The organism is Marinobacter sp. E2 (assembly GCF_055755345.1).
Window position 1 is genome coordinate 1,376,563 of the sequence record NZ_CM146911.1, and the last position, 14,707, is coordinate 1,391,269.

13 protein-coding genes are annotated in these 14,707 nt (G+C 58.5%); 6 read left to right on the forward strand and 7 right to left on the reverse strand.

Going from position 1 to position 14,707, the window contains the following annotated elements; all coding sequences use genetic code 11:
- Positions 1-28: 28 nt before the first annotated feature.
- A complete protein-coding gene (locus tag AC0J1C_RS06265) occupies positions 29-2,224 on the reverse strand; it encodes a DNA topoisomerase III (protein ID WP_473046059.1) in 2,196 nt (731 codons plus the stop codon).
- A 277-nt stretch (positions 2,225-2,501) separates the two neighbouring features.
- Here AC0J1C_RS06265 and AC0J1C_RS06270 point away from each other — a divergent pair, with 277 nt between their 5' ends.
- Complete coding sequence (locus AC0J1C_RS06270; protein WP_473046061.1) at positions 2,502-2,855, forward strand: BolA family protein; 354 nt, start codon at positions 2,502-2,504, stop codon at positions 2,853-2,855.
- On the forward strand, positions 2,855-3,478 hold the full coding sequence (locus AC0J1C_RS06275; RefSeq protein ID WP_473046062.1) for an L-threonylcarbamoyladenylate synthase: 624 nt from the start codon (positions 2,855-2,857) through the stop codon (positions 3,476-3,478). Before AC0J1C_RS06270 ends, AC0J1C_RS06275 begins: the two co-directional genes overlap by 1 nt.
- 9 nt (positions 3,479-3,487) lie before the next feature.
- Here the strand turns inward: AC0J1C_RS06275 and AC0J1C_RS06280 are convergent, their stop codons facing one another.
- Positions 3,488-4,153, reverse strand: coding sequence for a hypothetical protein (locus AC0J1C_RS06280; RefSeq protein ID WP_473046063.1), 666 nt, complete (start codon positions 4,151-4,153; stop codon positions 3,488-3,490).
- Between the two features lie 137 nt (positions 4,154-4,290).
- Positions 4,291-4,941, reverse strand: a complete 651-nt coding sequence (locus tag AC0J1C_RS06285) for an MBL fold metallo-hydrolase (protein WP_473046064.1) — start codon at positions 4,939-4,941, stop codon at positions 4,291-4,293.
- 152 nt (positions 4,942-5,093) lie between these two features.
- On the opposite strand from AC0J1C_RS06285, the gene AC0J1C_RS06290 reads away from it, so the two are divergent.
- The 3 genes from AC0J1C_RS06290 to AC0J1C_RS06300 are packed head-to-tail and all read left to right on the forward strand — an operon-like array spanning position 5,094 to position 10,072.
- Positions 5,094-8,036 (forward strand): hypothetical protein, encoded by a 2,943-nt coding sequence (locus tag AC0J1C_RS06290; RefSeq protein WP_473046065.1) that lies wholly within the window; start codon positions 5,094-5,096, stop codon positions 8,034-8,036.
- Complete coding sequence (locus AC0J1C_RS06295) at positions 8,029-9,456, forward strand: hypothetical protein (RefSeq protein WP_473046066.1); 1,428 nt, start codon at positions 8,029-8,031, stop codon at positions 9,454-9,456. The genes AC0J1C_RS06290 and AC0J1C_RS06295 overlap by 8 nt, the downstream gene beginning before the upstream one ends.
- The gene (locus AC0J1C_RS06300) at positions 9,449-10,072 is read left to right on the forward strand and encodes a condensin complex protein MksE (RefSeq protein WP_473046067.1); all 624 of its coding nucleotides are present in this window, start codon (positions 9,449-9,451) and stop codon (positions 10,070-10,072) included. Before AC0J1C_RS06295 ends, AC0J1C_RS06300 begins: the two co-directional genes overlap by 8 nt.
- Here AC0J1C_RS06300 and AC0J1C_RS06305 read toward each other — a convergent pair.
- The 3 genes from AC0J1C_RS06305 to AC0J1C_RS06315 all read right to left on the reverse strand — a co-directional run bounded on the left by AC0J1C_RS06305 (position 10,069) and on the right by AC0J1C_RS06315 (position 12,524).
- Entirely contained in the window at positions 10,069-10,686 is a 618-nt protein-coding gene (locus AC0J1C_RS06305; protein WP_473046068.1) for an SCO family protein, read from the reverse strand. The two genes, AC0J1C_RS06300 and AC0J1C_RS06305, sit on opposite strands and share 4 nt — an antisense overlap.
- Positions 10,683-11,525 carry a cytochrome c oxidase assembly protein gene (locus AC0J1C_RS06310; RefSeq protein ID WP_473046070.1) on the reverse strand — a complete coding sequence of 281 codons (843 nt, stop codon included), beginning with the start codon at positions 11,523-11,525 and terminating at the stop codon, positions 10,683-10,685. The genes AC0J1C_RS06305 and AC0J1C_RS06310 overlap by 4 nt, the downstream gene beginning before the upstream one ends.
- A gap of 99 nt (positions 11,526-11,624) precedes the next feature.
- Positions 11,625-12,524: a cation diffusion facilitator family transporter gene (locus AC0J1C_RS06315; protein ID WP_473046071.1), complete on the reverse strand. Its 900-nt coding sequence runs from the start codon at positions 12,522-12,524 to the stop codon at positions 11,625-11,627.
- Between the two features lie 556 nt (positions 12,525-13,080).
- Between AC0J1C_RS06315 and AC0J1C_RS06320 the strand changes: the two genes are divergently transcribed.
- Positions 13,081-13,908: a hypothetical protein gene (locus AC0J1C_RS06320; RefSeq protein WP_473046072.1), complete on the forward strand. Its 828-nt coding sequence runs from the start codon at positions 13,081-13,083 to the stop codon at positions 13,906-13,908.
- Positions 13,909-14,454: 546 nt separating this feature from the next.
- On the opposite strand, the gene AC0J1C_RS06325 is transcribed toward AC0J1C_RS06320, so the two are convergent.
- Entirely contained in the window at positions 14,455-14,655 is a 201-nt protein-coding gene (locus AC0J1C_RS06325) for a hypothetical protein (protein WP_473046074.1), read from the reverse strand.
- Positions 14,656-14,707: the final 52 nt, after the last annotated feature.

The window sequence follows — 14,707 nt, forward strand, 5'->3', positions numbered from 1 at the left end:
ACAAAATGTGGATCCGGGTTCAGTTTCGTTATGTAGTCTTGCGTAAACGCAGGGCGGGCCTGCCGTTGTCGTCATCAACTGTTTGTCGGCAGGCGGGGAAATTACTGCAGCCCCAGAACCAGCCTTTTTTCCCCTGGCGTCTTACCAGAGGCGAGAAGCAGTGGGGGCAGGGTACCGGTTTCTGGCTGGTTCCGTCCTCGGGGCGAGTTTCTTCCAGGGGCCGGGTGCCGCGACACTGCGGATAACGCGTACAGGCGTGAAACCGACCGAACTTGCCTTCGCGCTCGCGCATGGGCGCCCGGCACTTGGGGCAGTGTACGGAGCCTGACTCGGCGGGCCCGGCGCGGTGCGTTGAAGGGTTTCCTGAAATGTCAGCGGGCCGGCCCTCGGGGCGGTCCATCAGCTCGCGGATTTCCTGCTTGAGTGTGTCGAGGAATTGCCGCGGATCGCCCTCGCCACGCCGGATGGTTTCCAGGGTCGCCTCCCACACCGCCGTGCGGTCGGGCTTGCTGACCGATTCCGGCAGGGCGCCGATCAGGGCCTTGCCCTTGTCGGTGGCCCGGATGTGCCGACTGTCCCGGTAGAGGTAATCCCGCTTGAACAGGGTCTCGATGATGGCCGCACGCGTTGCTTCGGTGCCCAGGCCATCGGTTTCCCTGAGGGTTTTTCTCAGCTCCGCATCGCTCACAAAGCGGGCAATGTTGGTCATGGCCGACAGCAGGGTGGCGTCGGTGAAATACTGGGGCGGCTGGGTCTTGCGTTCCGAAACGTGGCTTTCCTCGCAGAACACCGGTTCGCCCTTCTCCAGTCTTGGAAGCGGCGCCTTGTCCGGCTCAGCGCGCTGTTCGCGGAGTTTCAATTCCAGCGCCTTCCACCCGGGCTCCAACACGGCGGTTTCTGTGGCACGGAACTGATGATCGGCCACGCGCACGGTCAGCCTGCCTTCACGGTGTATGGCATCGGCGGCAAACTGCATCAGATAGTACCGGCTGATCAGACCGTAGATGTTGTCCTCGGCCTGGGTCAGCTTGCCATTGGCGGATGGCCGGGTGGTCGGGATGATGGCGTGGTGGGCATCCACCTGATTGTCGTTCCAGGCGGCGGTTTTCCGGTCAAAGTCCGCGGCCTGGCAGGCGTCATTGAGGCCTGGCGCAACCCTTGAAATAGCACCGACTACCTGTTCCCTCTGGCTGTAATGGCCCTCCGGCAAGTAGCGGCAATCGGAACGGGGGTAGGTGATGAGCTGGTGGCGTTCGTAGAGATTCTGGGCGGTATCCAGTACCTCTTTGGCGCCCATGCGAAACAGTCGCCCCGCTTCAATCTGCAGGGCCGACAGCGACAGGGGCAGGGGTGGCGCTTCGGGGCGATCCCGGAAGCGGGATTCAGTAATGGTGCCGGGCCTGCTCTTGATACTCTCGGCAATCTGATCAGCGACTTCCCGACTGAGTAGCCGGTTTTCCTCATCCAGGTGTTCGCGGAACTGCTCGTCTGGCAGCCATCGGGCGTTGAACGGCTGCGCGTCGGCCTCTTCTTCCTGGGCTTTAAAGGTTCCCTCGATGCGGAAATAGGGCCTTGGCTGGAAGTTTTCGATGGTGTTGTCCCGCTCCACCACCAGCCCGAGCACCGGGGTTTGCACCCGGCCAACGGAGTAAACGCCTTGTTCGCCCTGTTGCTGGTAACTGAGGGTGTAAAAGCGCGTGAGGTTGAGGCCGTATAACCAGTCTGCCCGCTGGCGGGCCAGGGCGGAGTGGGACAGGCGTCGGAATTCCCGGTTATCGCGCGGGCTCTTGATGGCGCGTGCTACCGCCGCTGGCGTGAGGTCGTTGATCAGTATCCGCTGTACCGGAACGCTGGCCCCGAAATACCGGAGGACTTCGTCCACCAGGAGCTGGCCTTCCCGGTCCGGGTCGCCTGCGTGCACAATGGTCTGGGCCTGGCGGATCAGCGATTCGAGCACCTTGAGCTGCTGGCGCACGCTGTCCTTGGGCATGACCTGCCATTGGTCAGGGAACATGGGCAGGTCCTCCTGCCGCCATTTCTTCCAGGCCGGGTTGTAGCGGGCCGGTTCGGCGGGTTCCAGGAGATGGCCGATGCACCAGCTCACCGTAGCCGCGTTCTCCCCATCGCCACAGCGGATCCAGCCCTGGCCCTTCTGATGCGGGCCGGGGAGGGCGGCGGCGATGGCGCGGCCGAGGCTTGGTTTTTCGGCGATGTAGAGGTGCATGGGGTTTGGGTGTTGGTTAATCGGGATGGGAATGTGGCGCTTTGGGTTTGTGGTGTCAAGGCTCTCCGGCTGGGGTTGTCATGTATAGTAGACTGATAGGTGTGGTGGAGGCGGCTGTGGCGATGGCTTTGCCAAAAGACGCCGTGAACCCATCCATGGGGGCTTGGTGTTGCCTTCCCTGGCAACACACACTTTTGGCAAAGCCATCGCCACACCCGCTTCTGACAACGTGCTATTCGCCTCGCTACTGTAAATGCCGAGGCAGGAGTATTAAGAGATGAAAATCCAGAACGCCATTGAAACGAAGCTGAACGGTGCGTTTGACGCGCAGGTGCTTCAGGTGGAGAACGAGAGCCACAAGCACAGCGTGCCGCCGAATTCGGAAACCCATTTCAAGGTGACCCTGGTGTCGCCGGAGTTTGAGGGGCAGATGAAGGTTCGGCGGCATCAGGCGATTTACAAGGTGCTTGCCGAGGAACTGGCGGGGCCGGTGCATGCGTTGGCTCTGCACCTGTATTCGCCGGAGGAGTGGCAGGCTACCGGGCAGGCGGCGCCGGAGTCTCCGAATTGTATGGGCGGGTCCAAGAAGGATCCGGCGATGGCGGCGCGCACCGCTCAGGGAGAGAGTTGATGAGTCAGTTTTTCCAGATTCACCCGGAGACGCCGCAGAAGCGTCTGATCAATCAGGCCGTGGATATCCTGCGGCGCGGTGGGGTGATTGTGTATCCCACGGACTCCGCCTACGCCATCGGTTGCCACCTGGGTGACAAGCAGGCGGCGGATCGGATCAAGCGGATTCGTCGGCTGGATGACAAGCATAATTTCACGCTGGTGTGCCGGGATCTCTCGGACATCGGGGTTTACGCCAAGGTGGACAACACCCAGTACCGGCTGCTGAAGAATTTCACGCCGGGGCCCTACACGTTCATTCTGGATGCGACCAGCGAAGTGCCTCGGCGGTTGCTGCATCCGAAGCGTCGGTCTGTCGGTGTTCGGGTGCCCGATAACGCCATTGTTCAGGAATTGTTGGGCGAGCTGGGCGAGCCGATCATGAGCAGTACGCTTATCCTGCCCGGTGAATCAGAGCCGATGACCGATCCCTACGAGATCCGGGATACCCTGGAGCACGAGCTGGATCTGATCATCGATGGCGGTTTCTGTGGTCTGGAGGCCACCACGGTGGTGGACTTCACCGGGGACGTGCCAGTGGTCACCCGGGTTGGTAAAGGTGACCCGGCACCCTTCGAGGTGTGAGCCGGCCGATCAGGCCCGGGCGTTCAGGTTGAACGCGTAGCTTCGGGCATTGCCCGCGGCTTCCAACTGTTCCGCGCTGGCGGTGCGGCGCAGGGTGTCGTAGCGGTGCACCAGGTCCTGCAACCCGTTGAACTGCTCGTTCTCGCTGATCAGGGTGTCCAGAAGCGGGTTGTTGACGCCATAGGCCTGATTCAGTTTGAGCGCGTTATCCATGAAGTGCAGCGTGGGTTCGTTCATGCTCAGCCGGCTGAAGGCCTCACGGAAACTCCGGTTCACGTTGAGGTCGTTCTCGATCAGGGCCCGGGTTTTAGCCGGGACGTTTCCTTCCACTGCAATGTTGCCGGAATCGTTCTTCGCCACGCTCAGGGCGGTTGCCGGCGGCAGGTTGTACTCGGCAAGTTTGTGCCGCAGTGTTTCCCGAACAAAGGCAAGGTCCTGCCCCACCGTTTGCTTGTAGTCGGCCATGGCCAGCCTGCGTGCTTTCAACCGAGCCAGGTCCGCCTGGCTGTTTTCCGAGGGCGTGAATCGGTCATCGCCGGGTGAGGGCTCAACCTCTACCTTTGCGCCTCTGGCCTTGTCCGGCGCGGCTTCCTGGCCGGTGGCCGGAGCCTGACGTTTTTCCATGGCCTGCTGGAACTGGGTGCTCGCCCGGATCAGGGAAGTCAGTAGGGACATGGGTGGCTTTCCTCCTTCGGCACGCCGTAGTGCGGCTGCCGGGAAATCTGCGTTGCAAATTCGGGTTCTCCCGAAGGCAATGCAGATTTCAGGCCAGGATGGAAAGAAAGCGTTTGAATGCTTGGGGCGGCGGTCGGTCAGCCCCGATGGTCAGACACGAACGGGTTGGTTTGCCGTTCCCGGCCGAATGTGGACATGGGCCCATGGCCGCAGATGAACTGTACATCGTCGCCAAGGGCAAAGAGCTTTTCCCGGATGGACCGGATCAGGGTGTTGTAGTCGCCTTTGGGAAAATCCGTGCGGCCGATGGAACCTTTAAACAGTACATCGCCGACCTGGGCCAGCCTCGAGTCGCGATGGAAGAACACCACGTGACCCGGCGTATGGCCAGGGCAATGCAGCACCTCAAGAACTTCATTGCCCACGGTGACGGTGTCGCCGTCCTTAAGCCACCGGTTCGGCGTGAAAATCCCCGGTGCCGGAAATCCGAACATCTGCGCCTGCATGGGCAGGCCCTGAATCCAGAAATCGTCTTCCCGATGCGGGCCCTCAATGGGCAGGCCCGAGGCCTCTGCGAGTTCGGCGGTGCCGCCTGCGTGGTCAATGTGGGCATGGGTCAGGAGAATTTTCTCCAGCGTGACGCCTTCTTCCTCTACCGCAGCCCGGATGCGCTCCAGATTGCCGCCCGGGTCCACCACGGCTGACTTCATGGTCTCGGTACACCAGAGCAGGGTGCAGTTCTGTTCGAAGGGCGTTACGGGGATCACTCGGTATTTCAGGGACATCATCTGCCTCACGCTGTAGACTTTTGCGCAAGTTTACCAAGGTATGAATGCAAGGTTTACAAGAGCCCTGTTAGTGGCGGAAGATTTCGGCTTTGTATTCTTGGCGCAAGCCTCCCGGACCGCCGGCAAATTCATGGAACAGGAGATGATTCTGGATGAGTGATTCACAGGCGAGCGCAAGCACCTTTACCTTTGGCATTCGCCGCCTGGTGCTGGTGGACTCTGCCGGCTTCTGTTACGTGGAAATTCCGGTGGACAACCACGGCCTGATTCTTGGGCCGGGCAACCTGGGCAAATCCAGCCTGTTGAACTCTTTGCGCCTGTTCCTGTTGCCGGAGAACAACTTCAAGAACAGCCGCAAGAAATTCGCCTTCCGGAACGCGAGCGCGGGTAGCTTCTACACCAACGAGGAAAGCTATCAGCACTATTTCCCCAGCCAGTTCAGCTTCCTGATTATGGAAGCGGAAAACCCGGCGGGCACCCATTGCCAGATCCTGTACCGCGACAACGCCAGCCAGCTCAGCTATGGCCGGGCCTTTGTGCCCGTAAGTTACGACCAGCTGCGGCCGCTGTTCTGGAACGGCGACGATGAAGACGGCATTGGCCAAGCGGTGCCGGAACTCTCGTTCAGCCGGTTGTCAGAGTCGCTGAAAAAGCTGTCCAAAGACACCCGGCTGGTCAACGATCCGGCCAAACTGAAGTCCATGCTTTACAGCAGCGAGCTGATGAACGCGGATGCGGTGCGATATTCCGTGTTGCCCCTGGGCGAGTCCGATGAACGCCGGGTGCAGTCACTGCGCACTTTGATTCTGCTGCTGTTTGAAATGAAGGCTGATGATCAGGCCATGGCCAACGCGGTGGCCAGCATCATCGAGGCGGACAAGAAATTTGCCGACGACGCCTTCGATTTCAACATCGACGATTTCCTGAATCGCCACGACCAGCTCAAGCAGCAGCAAAGCCAGCTCAACCGCATCGAGAAAGAACGGCCGCGCTTCGAAAAACTGAACCGCGACTACCAGGCCTACCAGGCCCTGCTGCGCAGCCAGCACGAGTTCGCCGCCTTCCGCGATGGCGTGACCAACGCTCTGGCCGACATTGCGGCCAAACGCCGGGTGGCGCTGGAAGCCTACAACGAGCAGAACGACACCCTGCGCCATGTATTGCAGACCCTGAAGAAGCTGGAACAGGAAGCCAGTGGTTTGAAGGGGGAGATCCGCTCTGCCGACCGGCGCATCAAACAGGCGGAACAGAACCAGAAAGATGGCGAACTTCTGGTTTCGCAGTATGGTGATATGACGCTCCAGGAGATCGCGGAGATCCAGAACGAGGAACTGGAAGGCAAGAAAGGCCATCTGGCTGCCCTGAAAAGCGCCGCCCAGGCGGAGATTCGTCTGGAGCAGATCCAGCGCAAGAAGCAGGATCTGGAACGCCAGCTCGAAAGCCTGAGAGACCGGGAAAGCAAACAGCAGTGGCAGTTGCAGAACCAGCTGGATGAAACCACCGCTGCGCCGCTTCGGGCCGTTGACCCCCGGCTGATGATGGCCAGCCCGGGCCAGGATCTGGACGCGGACAGCAAGGCTACCATTGAAGCCTTCGCCCGTTTGTTTGCGCCCAACGAGCGCGGTTTTGACTGGTTTGACACCGAATACCAGGGCCAGCGGGCCCGACACACAAACTTTGCCGAGCAGCGCCAGCACATCGAAGGCGAGTTGAACGGGCTTGAAAAAGAGCGCTCGGAACTGGCCGATACCGCGAATCAGGAACACGACCGGCCCCGGCTGATCGAGCGCACGGAGAAAGAAATCCGGTCCATCGAGAAAGACCTGGAAACGCTTCAGCGCTACCCGGGGGCGGCCACCACACTGCGAGACGCCTCCGAGGAAAAGCAGGCCGCCGAAGAACAGCTGGCGAAGCTGGACGAACAGTCCCGGCTGGAGCAGGAGAAGCAGGACGCGGTGCAGCAGAAAGCGGCAAAAGCCAAGGCTGAAAAAGACCGTATTGAGGAACGGGAACGGGAGCTGGCGGCCCTGAGCAAGAGCGTTGGCACCGTGGAACACCGTTTCCCGCACCTGAAAACGGTGGAAGCGGAGCAGCCGCTGGACATCGAGCGCGTATCGGCCGCCGCCTTCGACGATCTGCAAACCCAGCTGGACGACCTGGAAGAGCGCCGCCGCAACATCCTCGACCACCTTCGCCAGTTCGTGTACCTGGGGATTCATGAAGACGGTGAAGGGGAACTGCAGAAGGACAGCCCCGCCACCTCGGTGATCCGCGAGACCTTCAAGAGCCTCGCAGACCTGTTTGCCGGTATGTCCGAGCGCTGGCGGGTGCTGGAAGAGCAGGTGGCTATTCACAATGAGACCGTGGCCAGCTACCGCCAGGCCTTGAAATCCAACCACGAACACATCGCCCGTTTCGAGGCCCAGCTCAACCGGGAACTTGACGGCGTGCGCATCAACGATCTGGTGGAAATCCGGGTGGATATCCACACCGACCCGAAATTCCGCAACCTGGTGGAAGAAGCCAACAACATCGACCCCTACGGCAACCAGTTGCAGTCCGACGCCTTCTACGACCGCCTGCGGGTGTTCGTGGCGGACTTCTTCGGGGAGCAGGGCGGCAGCAAGCGCCTGACCATGGACAAGGTAATCACCGGTATTTCCTACCGCACCCGCAAGGAAAACGCTGCCAACCTGGACAAGAAAGGCCAGTCCACTTCCACCACCGCGCTGATTAACCTGGAACTGGTGTACCGCCTGCTCAAGCGGGTGCTTTACCCGGGCGTACAGCTGTCGTTCCCCATGGTACTCGACGAACTGGCCAGCGTGGATATCAGCCAGATGCCGTCTTTGTTGGAGCGTTTACGCAAACAAGGCTTCAACCTGTTCTCCGCAGCCACACACAGCGCCAGCGCCGAAGTCATTTACCTGATCGGCCGGCATCTGGAAGTGGGGCAGATGCGCACCGCGCGGCCCTACAGCAAGGAACGTACGCTGGTTTTCTGGGGCGGCGCCGAAGGCTTTACCGGTGCAGAAGCCCTGAGCCACTGGGCAGACCAGACCCAGAACAGCCTGCTGGAGCCGGTGAATGAGTAAACGCTTCAGCACCCTGGACACCACCCGGCTGCTGTTCGAGCACCCGAAAATCCTGTTCCGGATGATTGAGCGCATGGACCGGAACGAGGCCCGCTACATTCGCGAAAGCGACCTGGTGGCCGAGGTGATGGACTACACCCGCAGTCTCGGCAAGGCCGATCGGGAACGGGTGCGGCTGGCCCTGAACACCGACAACCTGTTTCGCAGCGGACTCATCATCGACATCATCAAGGCCGAGGGCGAGCGCCGCCTGGTGTTCCAGGACGCGTTGATCAACCTGATGCGGGCCTGCAACGCCTCGCTCTATCAGGAGCTCACCGACGCCCGGCTGCGCGGCCACCTGGTGACCCTTCGGGACGTGCGTGACCGACTGGAAACCAGCAGCTTCAGCGACGCCGACCCGGATTACACTGAGCTGAGGGACGACCTGAACGAGCGCGTCAGCCAGCTGATCGGCCTGCTGCGCCAGAACGTGCTGCGCATGCAGACCATCAGCGCCCAGCTGGCGGACCTGTCCGGCGATGCCAGCCGGGCACCGGAGAAGTACCTGGAATTTCGCCAGAACCTGTTCGAGCAGATCGTGACCCTGTACGAGCGGCACATCAAACCCACGCTCGTGTTCCTGAACCCGGACACAAGGCTGCCCGACGGCAGCAACCTGTTCGAAACCCTGGAAGCCATGGTGCGCCTGCTGGAAAACCACGACGATCACAGCCTGGCGGACCAGCTGTTCCGTTCTTCCATCAGCCTGAACGCCCTGTACAAGCCCATTCAGGCGGTGGCCCAGGAGGTGGAGCACTTCCTGCGCAAGACCCGCCGGGGTATGGCCCAGTACAACGCCATGGAACACTTCTACGGCAAACTGCGGGCATTGAAGGACGACACCGAAACCCTGAGCCTGCGCCGTAAATGGCTGGAAGGCGGGGACTTTGCCCGCAGCACCGGTTTTCTGGTGGGCCTGCGGGCGCAGCAGCGGCCCAAGCACTATGCCTTTGGCGGGTCGTCCAGCTACTACCAGCTGTTGTTCAGCGAACTGGACCTGCGCCTGAGTGACCTGCGCCGTCAAGCCGAAGTGCCGGTACTGGAGGCAGTGGCTGGCAGTGGCCGGCAAAGCCGCATTGATGTGCAACGCATCAACCAGCTGTACCAATGGCTGGCAACGCTTGAATTGCGGCCCACGGCGGACCTGGTTCGGGAGCTCCACGGGCGGCTGGATGGCTTCATGCCCGGCTATCGCTTCCCGGATTTGTTGGCGGCTTTGAATCGGCTGGTGAACGTGCCGCCGGAAGGGCTAAAGGTAATCACCACCAACCGTTTCCGGACTCTCGAACAGACCCCGGAAGGCGAGCAGTTTGTGTACCGCAAACGCCGACTTGAAACCGACCGTACCGAACTGAAACAAGAGCCAGATCATGCCTGATTTTTCTGAAACCGTGGAGCCGGAAAGCAGCCCGGGCGCGCCCCAAGCCGGCAACTTTGACCAGATCCTGCCCGCGCACAGCGCCGCCGTTTATCGCGAGTTCCAGGCCGGCCGGGTAATTGTGCGGGACGTGTGGGACAACAATCGCTCGGAACTGCGCGCCAATCCGCTCTACAACCTGTTGTACAACCACCTCTCGCATTTCCGGACCTTTTACGAGCACCTCGGCAGCGAGCTGGTGTTCAACGAAACCGGCGCCTTCTTCTTTCTCAAGGAAAGCAGCGACGACGAGAGCGAGGAGCACGACGAAAACGCCTTCCGGGTACAGGTGGTGATGCTGCTGATCGGCCGTTACTTCGCTCGCAGCGGTCGGGATCTCGAGTACCTGGGGCGGGCGGATGCCGGCCTGAACGGCCAGGACCTCGCGGCGCTGGCCGCCGATGAGGAGTATCAGGACATCCTCAGGGCGGCCCGGTTTGAGAAGGGGATGACAGAGGCGCTGGATTACCTGGACAAACGGAACCTGCTGTTCAGGACAGGAGCGGATCGGTGTTTCCTGAGTTCGGCGGGCCTGTATTTTCTCAACGAGCTGGTACGCGAATACGAGCAGAGCTAGCCTTCGGTTGCCAACAGCTGAAGATCCTCGCGAATCTCGGAGGCGCTGGTATCTGGCCGGATAAGGAGGCGTGCAGCACCGTCCCGGTCGAACACATAGACAGCGCTGCTGTGGGAGACACTGTAGTTGCCTTCGGCGTCCGGTTCATCGTAGCCAAAGGTAGTTCGGTAGCGCTTGGCCAGGTCCCGCAGTTGCGGCTCTGTGCCGGTGAGCCCCTCAATCCGGTCGCCGAAAAAATTCACATACTCTTGCAGTCGTTCCGGTGTATCCCGTTGCGGGTCGACACTCACGAACAGTGTCTGCACATCCTCTCGAATCGGGTCGGGCAGGCCCCTGGTGGCCTGGGTGACTTTCTGGAGGGTGGTGGGGCAGACATCCGGACAGGAAGTGAATCCGAAGAACAGAAGGCGAATCTGGCCGGCGGAATCGGCGGCAGTGACCGGTTCGCCCTCGCTGTTCACCAGCTGGAATTCCAGGTCTGGCATCAGTCCGCTGATGTCCTTGGCATTCCAGCTCCGGGCGGAGTCGGAACAGCCAGCCAGGGCCAACAGCGCGGTCATGGCCACTGTCAGCCACAGGCTTCGCGCGTATCTGCGGATGCTTCCTGCCGTCATTGTGGGATCTCCTGTTGTCGCGCGGCCAGCGAGTTGTACCTGTCATCATCCTGCATGGCCCGTCTCAGGATAATCAGGATGCCCAGGATGCTCATCATTGCTGGCGGTATCCAGGTAAGCAGCCCCCCGAAAAGCTGGTCGGTTTCCGGCGCCATGGGCCAGGCCCGTCCGCACACCTCGTAAACGTCGTAAACCATGCTTCGCGAGAATACGATCATGGCCCCCAGGATCATCTGGGGAATGGCCACCAGGGCCAGTATGAGGATGCGTTTGCCGTGGCCCAGGGCGCGGGTAACAGTCGGCGAGCGCGGATCAAAGATCAGCCACCAGAACAGCAGGCCATCCAGCAGCATGCTCCAGTTCATCACCCAATAAAGGGAGCGGCTGAGCATGGCATCGAAGTGAATCGGGGGCCACAGCCAGAAGTAGATCAGCCCCACAAACAGCACCGGCGCGACGAATGGATGTTGCAACCAGCGGTACGCCACGCCCAGAGGCCGAAGCCAGGGTAACGCCTTTGTGGGTATGCGCCGGGACCAGAAGCGCAGGATGGGCAGCGGGTTGGAGAGTGCAATCAGGACCGGCCCCAGATGGTGCAGCACGAGATGCTGGGCCCGATGCACGAAGAACATGTACTGGGAGTAGTAGTCGAACCGGGTCTGCATCACCCCGTAGCAGAGCAACACGCCCAGAACAAAGGTGACAATCCGCCCGGAACCGGGCCGCTCGCTCTCGGGCATTCGAACCAGCGCCACGCCATACAGCGCCAGCACCAGCCCGAATACGAGGATGGTCAGGGGCGAGTAATCATATGGCAACAGGTAATCGAAGGCGGTCATGGCACGTCCATCAATACATCACGCCACGAAGGTAGCCCATCACGAAACACACCTCCACCCGGCGTGCCGGTGGCGCTGGTGGCAACGTGGTTCTCCGCATCAGCAATGGCCTCCGCTGGGGCATCCGCTGCCGTTGCGTTCCCATTGGATGGTGGTGTGATGAATATCGAACTCGCGACGTAACATGGCCGAGGCCGTCTCCAGGATCTGGTCGTCATCGGCCGGGTCCGGCTTCACCAGATGGACTGTCAGCGCCGTTTCCGTGGTGCTCAGAGGCCAGATGTGAAGGTGATGGACAGACTGAATGCCCGGCAGGTTTTCAAGGCGCTCCTGGACAGTGGCGGGATCAATGCCCTTGGGCACGGCATCCACCGCAAGCTTGACCGAGTCCTTGAGCAAATGCCAGGTGCCCACGAAGATCACGGCGGCAATCACCAGGCTGACCACCGGATCAATCCAGGTAATGCCGGTGAACATCAGGATAATGCCCGAAATGACCACCCCTACCGAGACAGCCGTATCCGCCGCCATGTGCAGGAAAGCCCCGCGAATGTTGATGTCGCCTTTCTGGCCCTTGATGAACAGCAGCATGGTGGCGCCGTTGATCACAACGCCGATGCCGGCAACCACGATAACGGTCAGTCCCGCGACACTGGCGGGGTTACTCAGCCGCTGGATGGCCTCCCAGGTAATACCGCCCACGGCGGCAATCAGGAACAGGGCATTGAACAGCGCGGCCAGAATGGTGGTTTTCTTGAGCCCATAGGTCCGGCTGTAGGTCGCTGCCTTGCTGGCCAGCCAGCTTGCCAGCCAGGCCATGACCAGCCCCATCACGTCACTCAGGTTGTGGCCGGCATCCGCAACCAGGGCCAGTGATCCGGACAGTACGCCGTACACCGCCTCAATCACCACGAACAGGGTGTTGAGAACAACCGCCAGGGCGAACGAGCGGTTGTGGGTATCGAAATGATGGCTGTGGTCGTGATTGTGGTCGTGCATGGTTACCCCGTGGAAGATCAACGATGGCCCTGTTTTAAACCCTGTAGTAACTATAGGGTCAAATCGTTGTGGCTGCAGGGTGGGGGAGTCGGGAAGGAGTGGTTTGCTGCTCGTCCACTTAATCGGAACATTCCTCTCCGATGATCATTAGCGGCTCGCTTTAGGGTGGCGTTTCAGCCCCTGCGTACCTAATACTAGGAGGAACATGACCCCGGCCTCTTGGTTGCTTGCAACCTACGTTGGGGTTTTTATTTTCTGACTACCACCAGTCTTTCCAATCTTCCGTAATCCCGATCCCGCTCAAATCCAGCTTCTTCAATAAATGCTGCTCTGGAAATTGCTCCAGGTGTTTTGCCAGCTTCAGCCGGGAAGTCATATCGACAGGTCGCTGAGTCCAACCCCCTTGTTCGCGCCGGCCAATGATCCTGTCTAGAAACTCACTTATGTTAATTATCGGCTCAGGGGAAGCTGCGGCTCCTGTCATTTGTTATATGCTTCTACGGGGGCTTGTTTTAATAATGTCTCTAAAAAAGCAGAACTCAAGGAAGACATAATCATGGCCAGACTTCGACATCATGTGAAACCGCTCCGATTTCCAAGGATTCTTAAGTCTCAGATTTCCGACACAACGGCGGCGATCAAAGCGGATAGGTTATGGAAAATCGTACAGAATGAGAAAGGACATGACACGCAGATTTTGGCAGTGCTTGCCAATTGCCAAGGATCGATTGAACCAGGAATTCGTCTATGGCGCAGGATATTACGACTGCATGACCTGATCCCAAATTCACAGGTCCGCTTCTTCAAATCCAACGGTGAGGAGGAACTTGAGGGACATGAAAAACGGACAAAAGCTGTACTACTGACGGGGCTCTTCTTTGATCAGTCCAATCCGAGTAATCAGCGCCTGCTTATAGGCAGTCATTTATTCACTAGGAGTGAATTTCGTAATGGGTCAAAGGGGCGTGCAAAATTAACCTTGACTCCAAATCTTTACATCACACGCCATGCTACACAGCGATTGTTTCAGCGCGGTTATGGCTTAACGAAAGACGGGGAAATCGATATTGGTGAGTTCACTAGTGTTTTGATATTAGTTTGGGGCACGTTCTATGGAGCACTACGAAGTCAGCATGAAAAATACAGTGAAGAGGAAATCGTTGGCGCAAAGGCTTCGATATATTGCCAAGGATACGAGTTCATAGTTAAATGTGAAAATATTCTAACAATTACGCTGGTTACTTTAGTAGATGCAAAAGAATCGACTTCTAGAAATAGGCATCTCAAGCTTGCCAGAAAATTAGGAATACCGGAGGAAAAAATGGATGACTATATTCTCACGGCATTCGAATCATCCGTTCAAGATCTAGAGGATATTGAATAGAGTTTTTATATAATTACCTCAGAGTAGGGGTTGCAATCAGTAATCTAATACCATCCAGGTTTTAGGTTTTAGTCTCTCAGTTAAACGTCGGCTCTCAGCCAATTTCAATAGATTGAGTCCTGTTACAGCTCTAAATCAAGGCTCGTCTTGATAAACTTTAAGTGCCTTTAATACGTTTAATGATTGAGACAGTTTTCCAAGAGTGCTAGCTGCTTGGCCTGCCTCTGAGCTAAACTGTTCAGCGTTTTTCTTGATCTCTGAGAGCGCTTCTCTGAGTTCAACTAGTTCCTCCAGAAATTTTTCGTTCACCTCCGAAGTTGTGAATTCATGGAAGCAAGTTAGGCACTCCCTACCCCTCCTGAACCAGTGGATATCTAGATGATCCGCATAAAACCACCGCTGTTCCGAGCTTTCACCGAGCTGCGTAAGTGGGACAGCTGCGCAGGTAGTAGTCTTCTTACATTTCGGACAATGCATCCGAGTTCCGCCTCCTCTCCCCACAACACCCTCCTTACGCTAAAAACTTTTAGGTCCTACGTAGGACATTTAAAACTTGTCCAGGCGTTCAGCTCTCTCTTTATGATTTTGAACTGCGGCTCTTATTTTTTCCACTCTGGCATTCAATCGTTTGGCTTGTTCTGGCGTTTTGGCGAGCAACGCCAGCGATTCAGCCATACTCAAGATTCGCTCCAGAGCGATTATTTCTTCTTCCATCGTATGTTTCTTGATTTTAACAACATTGCTCATTTGATCACCTAATATTTATTATGATTAGTGGTATATAATCATGGCAAATGAT

Bases quoted from the DNA above. Each gene is read 5' to 3' on its own strand.
- AC0J1C_RS06265 (WP_473046059.1), bottom strand. From the start codon at position 2,224: ATGCACCTCTACATCGCCGAAAAACCAAGCCTCGGCCGCGCCATCGCC.
- AC0J1C_RS06270 (WP_473046061.1), top strand. From the start codon at position 2,502: ATGAAAATCCAGAACGCCATTGAAACGAAGCTGAACGGTGCGTTTGAC.
- AC0J1C_RS06275 (WP_473046062.1), top strand. From the start codon at position 2,855: ATGAGTCAGTTTTTCCAGATTCACCCGGAGACGCCGCAGAAGCGTCTG.
- AC0J1C_RS06280 (WP_473046063.1), bottom strand. From the start codon at position 4,153: ATGTCCCTACTGACTTCCCTGATCCGGGCGAGCACCCAGTTCCAGCAG.
- AC0J1C_RS06285 (WP_473046064.1), bottom strand. From the start codon at position 4,941: ATGATGTCCCTGAAATACCGAGTGATCCCCGTAACGCCCTTCGAACAG.
- AC0J1C_RS06290 (WP_473046065.1), top strand. From the start codon at position 5,094: ATGAGTGATTCACAGGCGAGCGCAAGCACCTTTACCTTTGGCATTCGC.
- AC0J1C_RS06295 (WP_473046066.1), top strand. From the start codon at position 8,029: ATGAGTAAACGCTTCAGCACCCTGGACACCACCCGGCTGCTGTTCGAG.
- AC0J1C_RS06300 (WP_473046067.1), top strand. From the start codon at position 9,449: ATGCCTGATTTTTCTGAAACCGTGGAGCCGGAAAGCAGCCCGGGCGCG.
- AC0J1C_RS06305 (WP_473046068.1), bottom strand. From the start codon at position 10,686: ATGACGGCAGGAAGCATCCGCAGATACGCGCGAAGCCTGTGGCTGACA.
- AC0J1C_RS06310 (WP_473046070.1), bottom strand. From the start codon at position 11,525: ATGACCGCCTTCGATTACCTGTTGCCATATGATTACTCGCCCCTGACC.
- AC0J1C_RS06315 (WP_473046071.1), bottom strand. From the start codon at position 12,524: ATGCACGACCACAATCACGACCACAGCCATCATTTCGATACCCACAAC.
- AC0J1C_RS06320 (WP_473046072.1), top strand. From the start codon at position 13,081: ATGGCCAGACTTCGACATCATGTGAAACCGCTCCGATTTCCAAGGATT.
- AC0J1C_RS06325 (WP_473046074.1), bottom strand. From the start codon at position 14,655: ATGAGCAATGTTGTTAAAATCAAGAAACATACGATGGAAGAAGAAATA.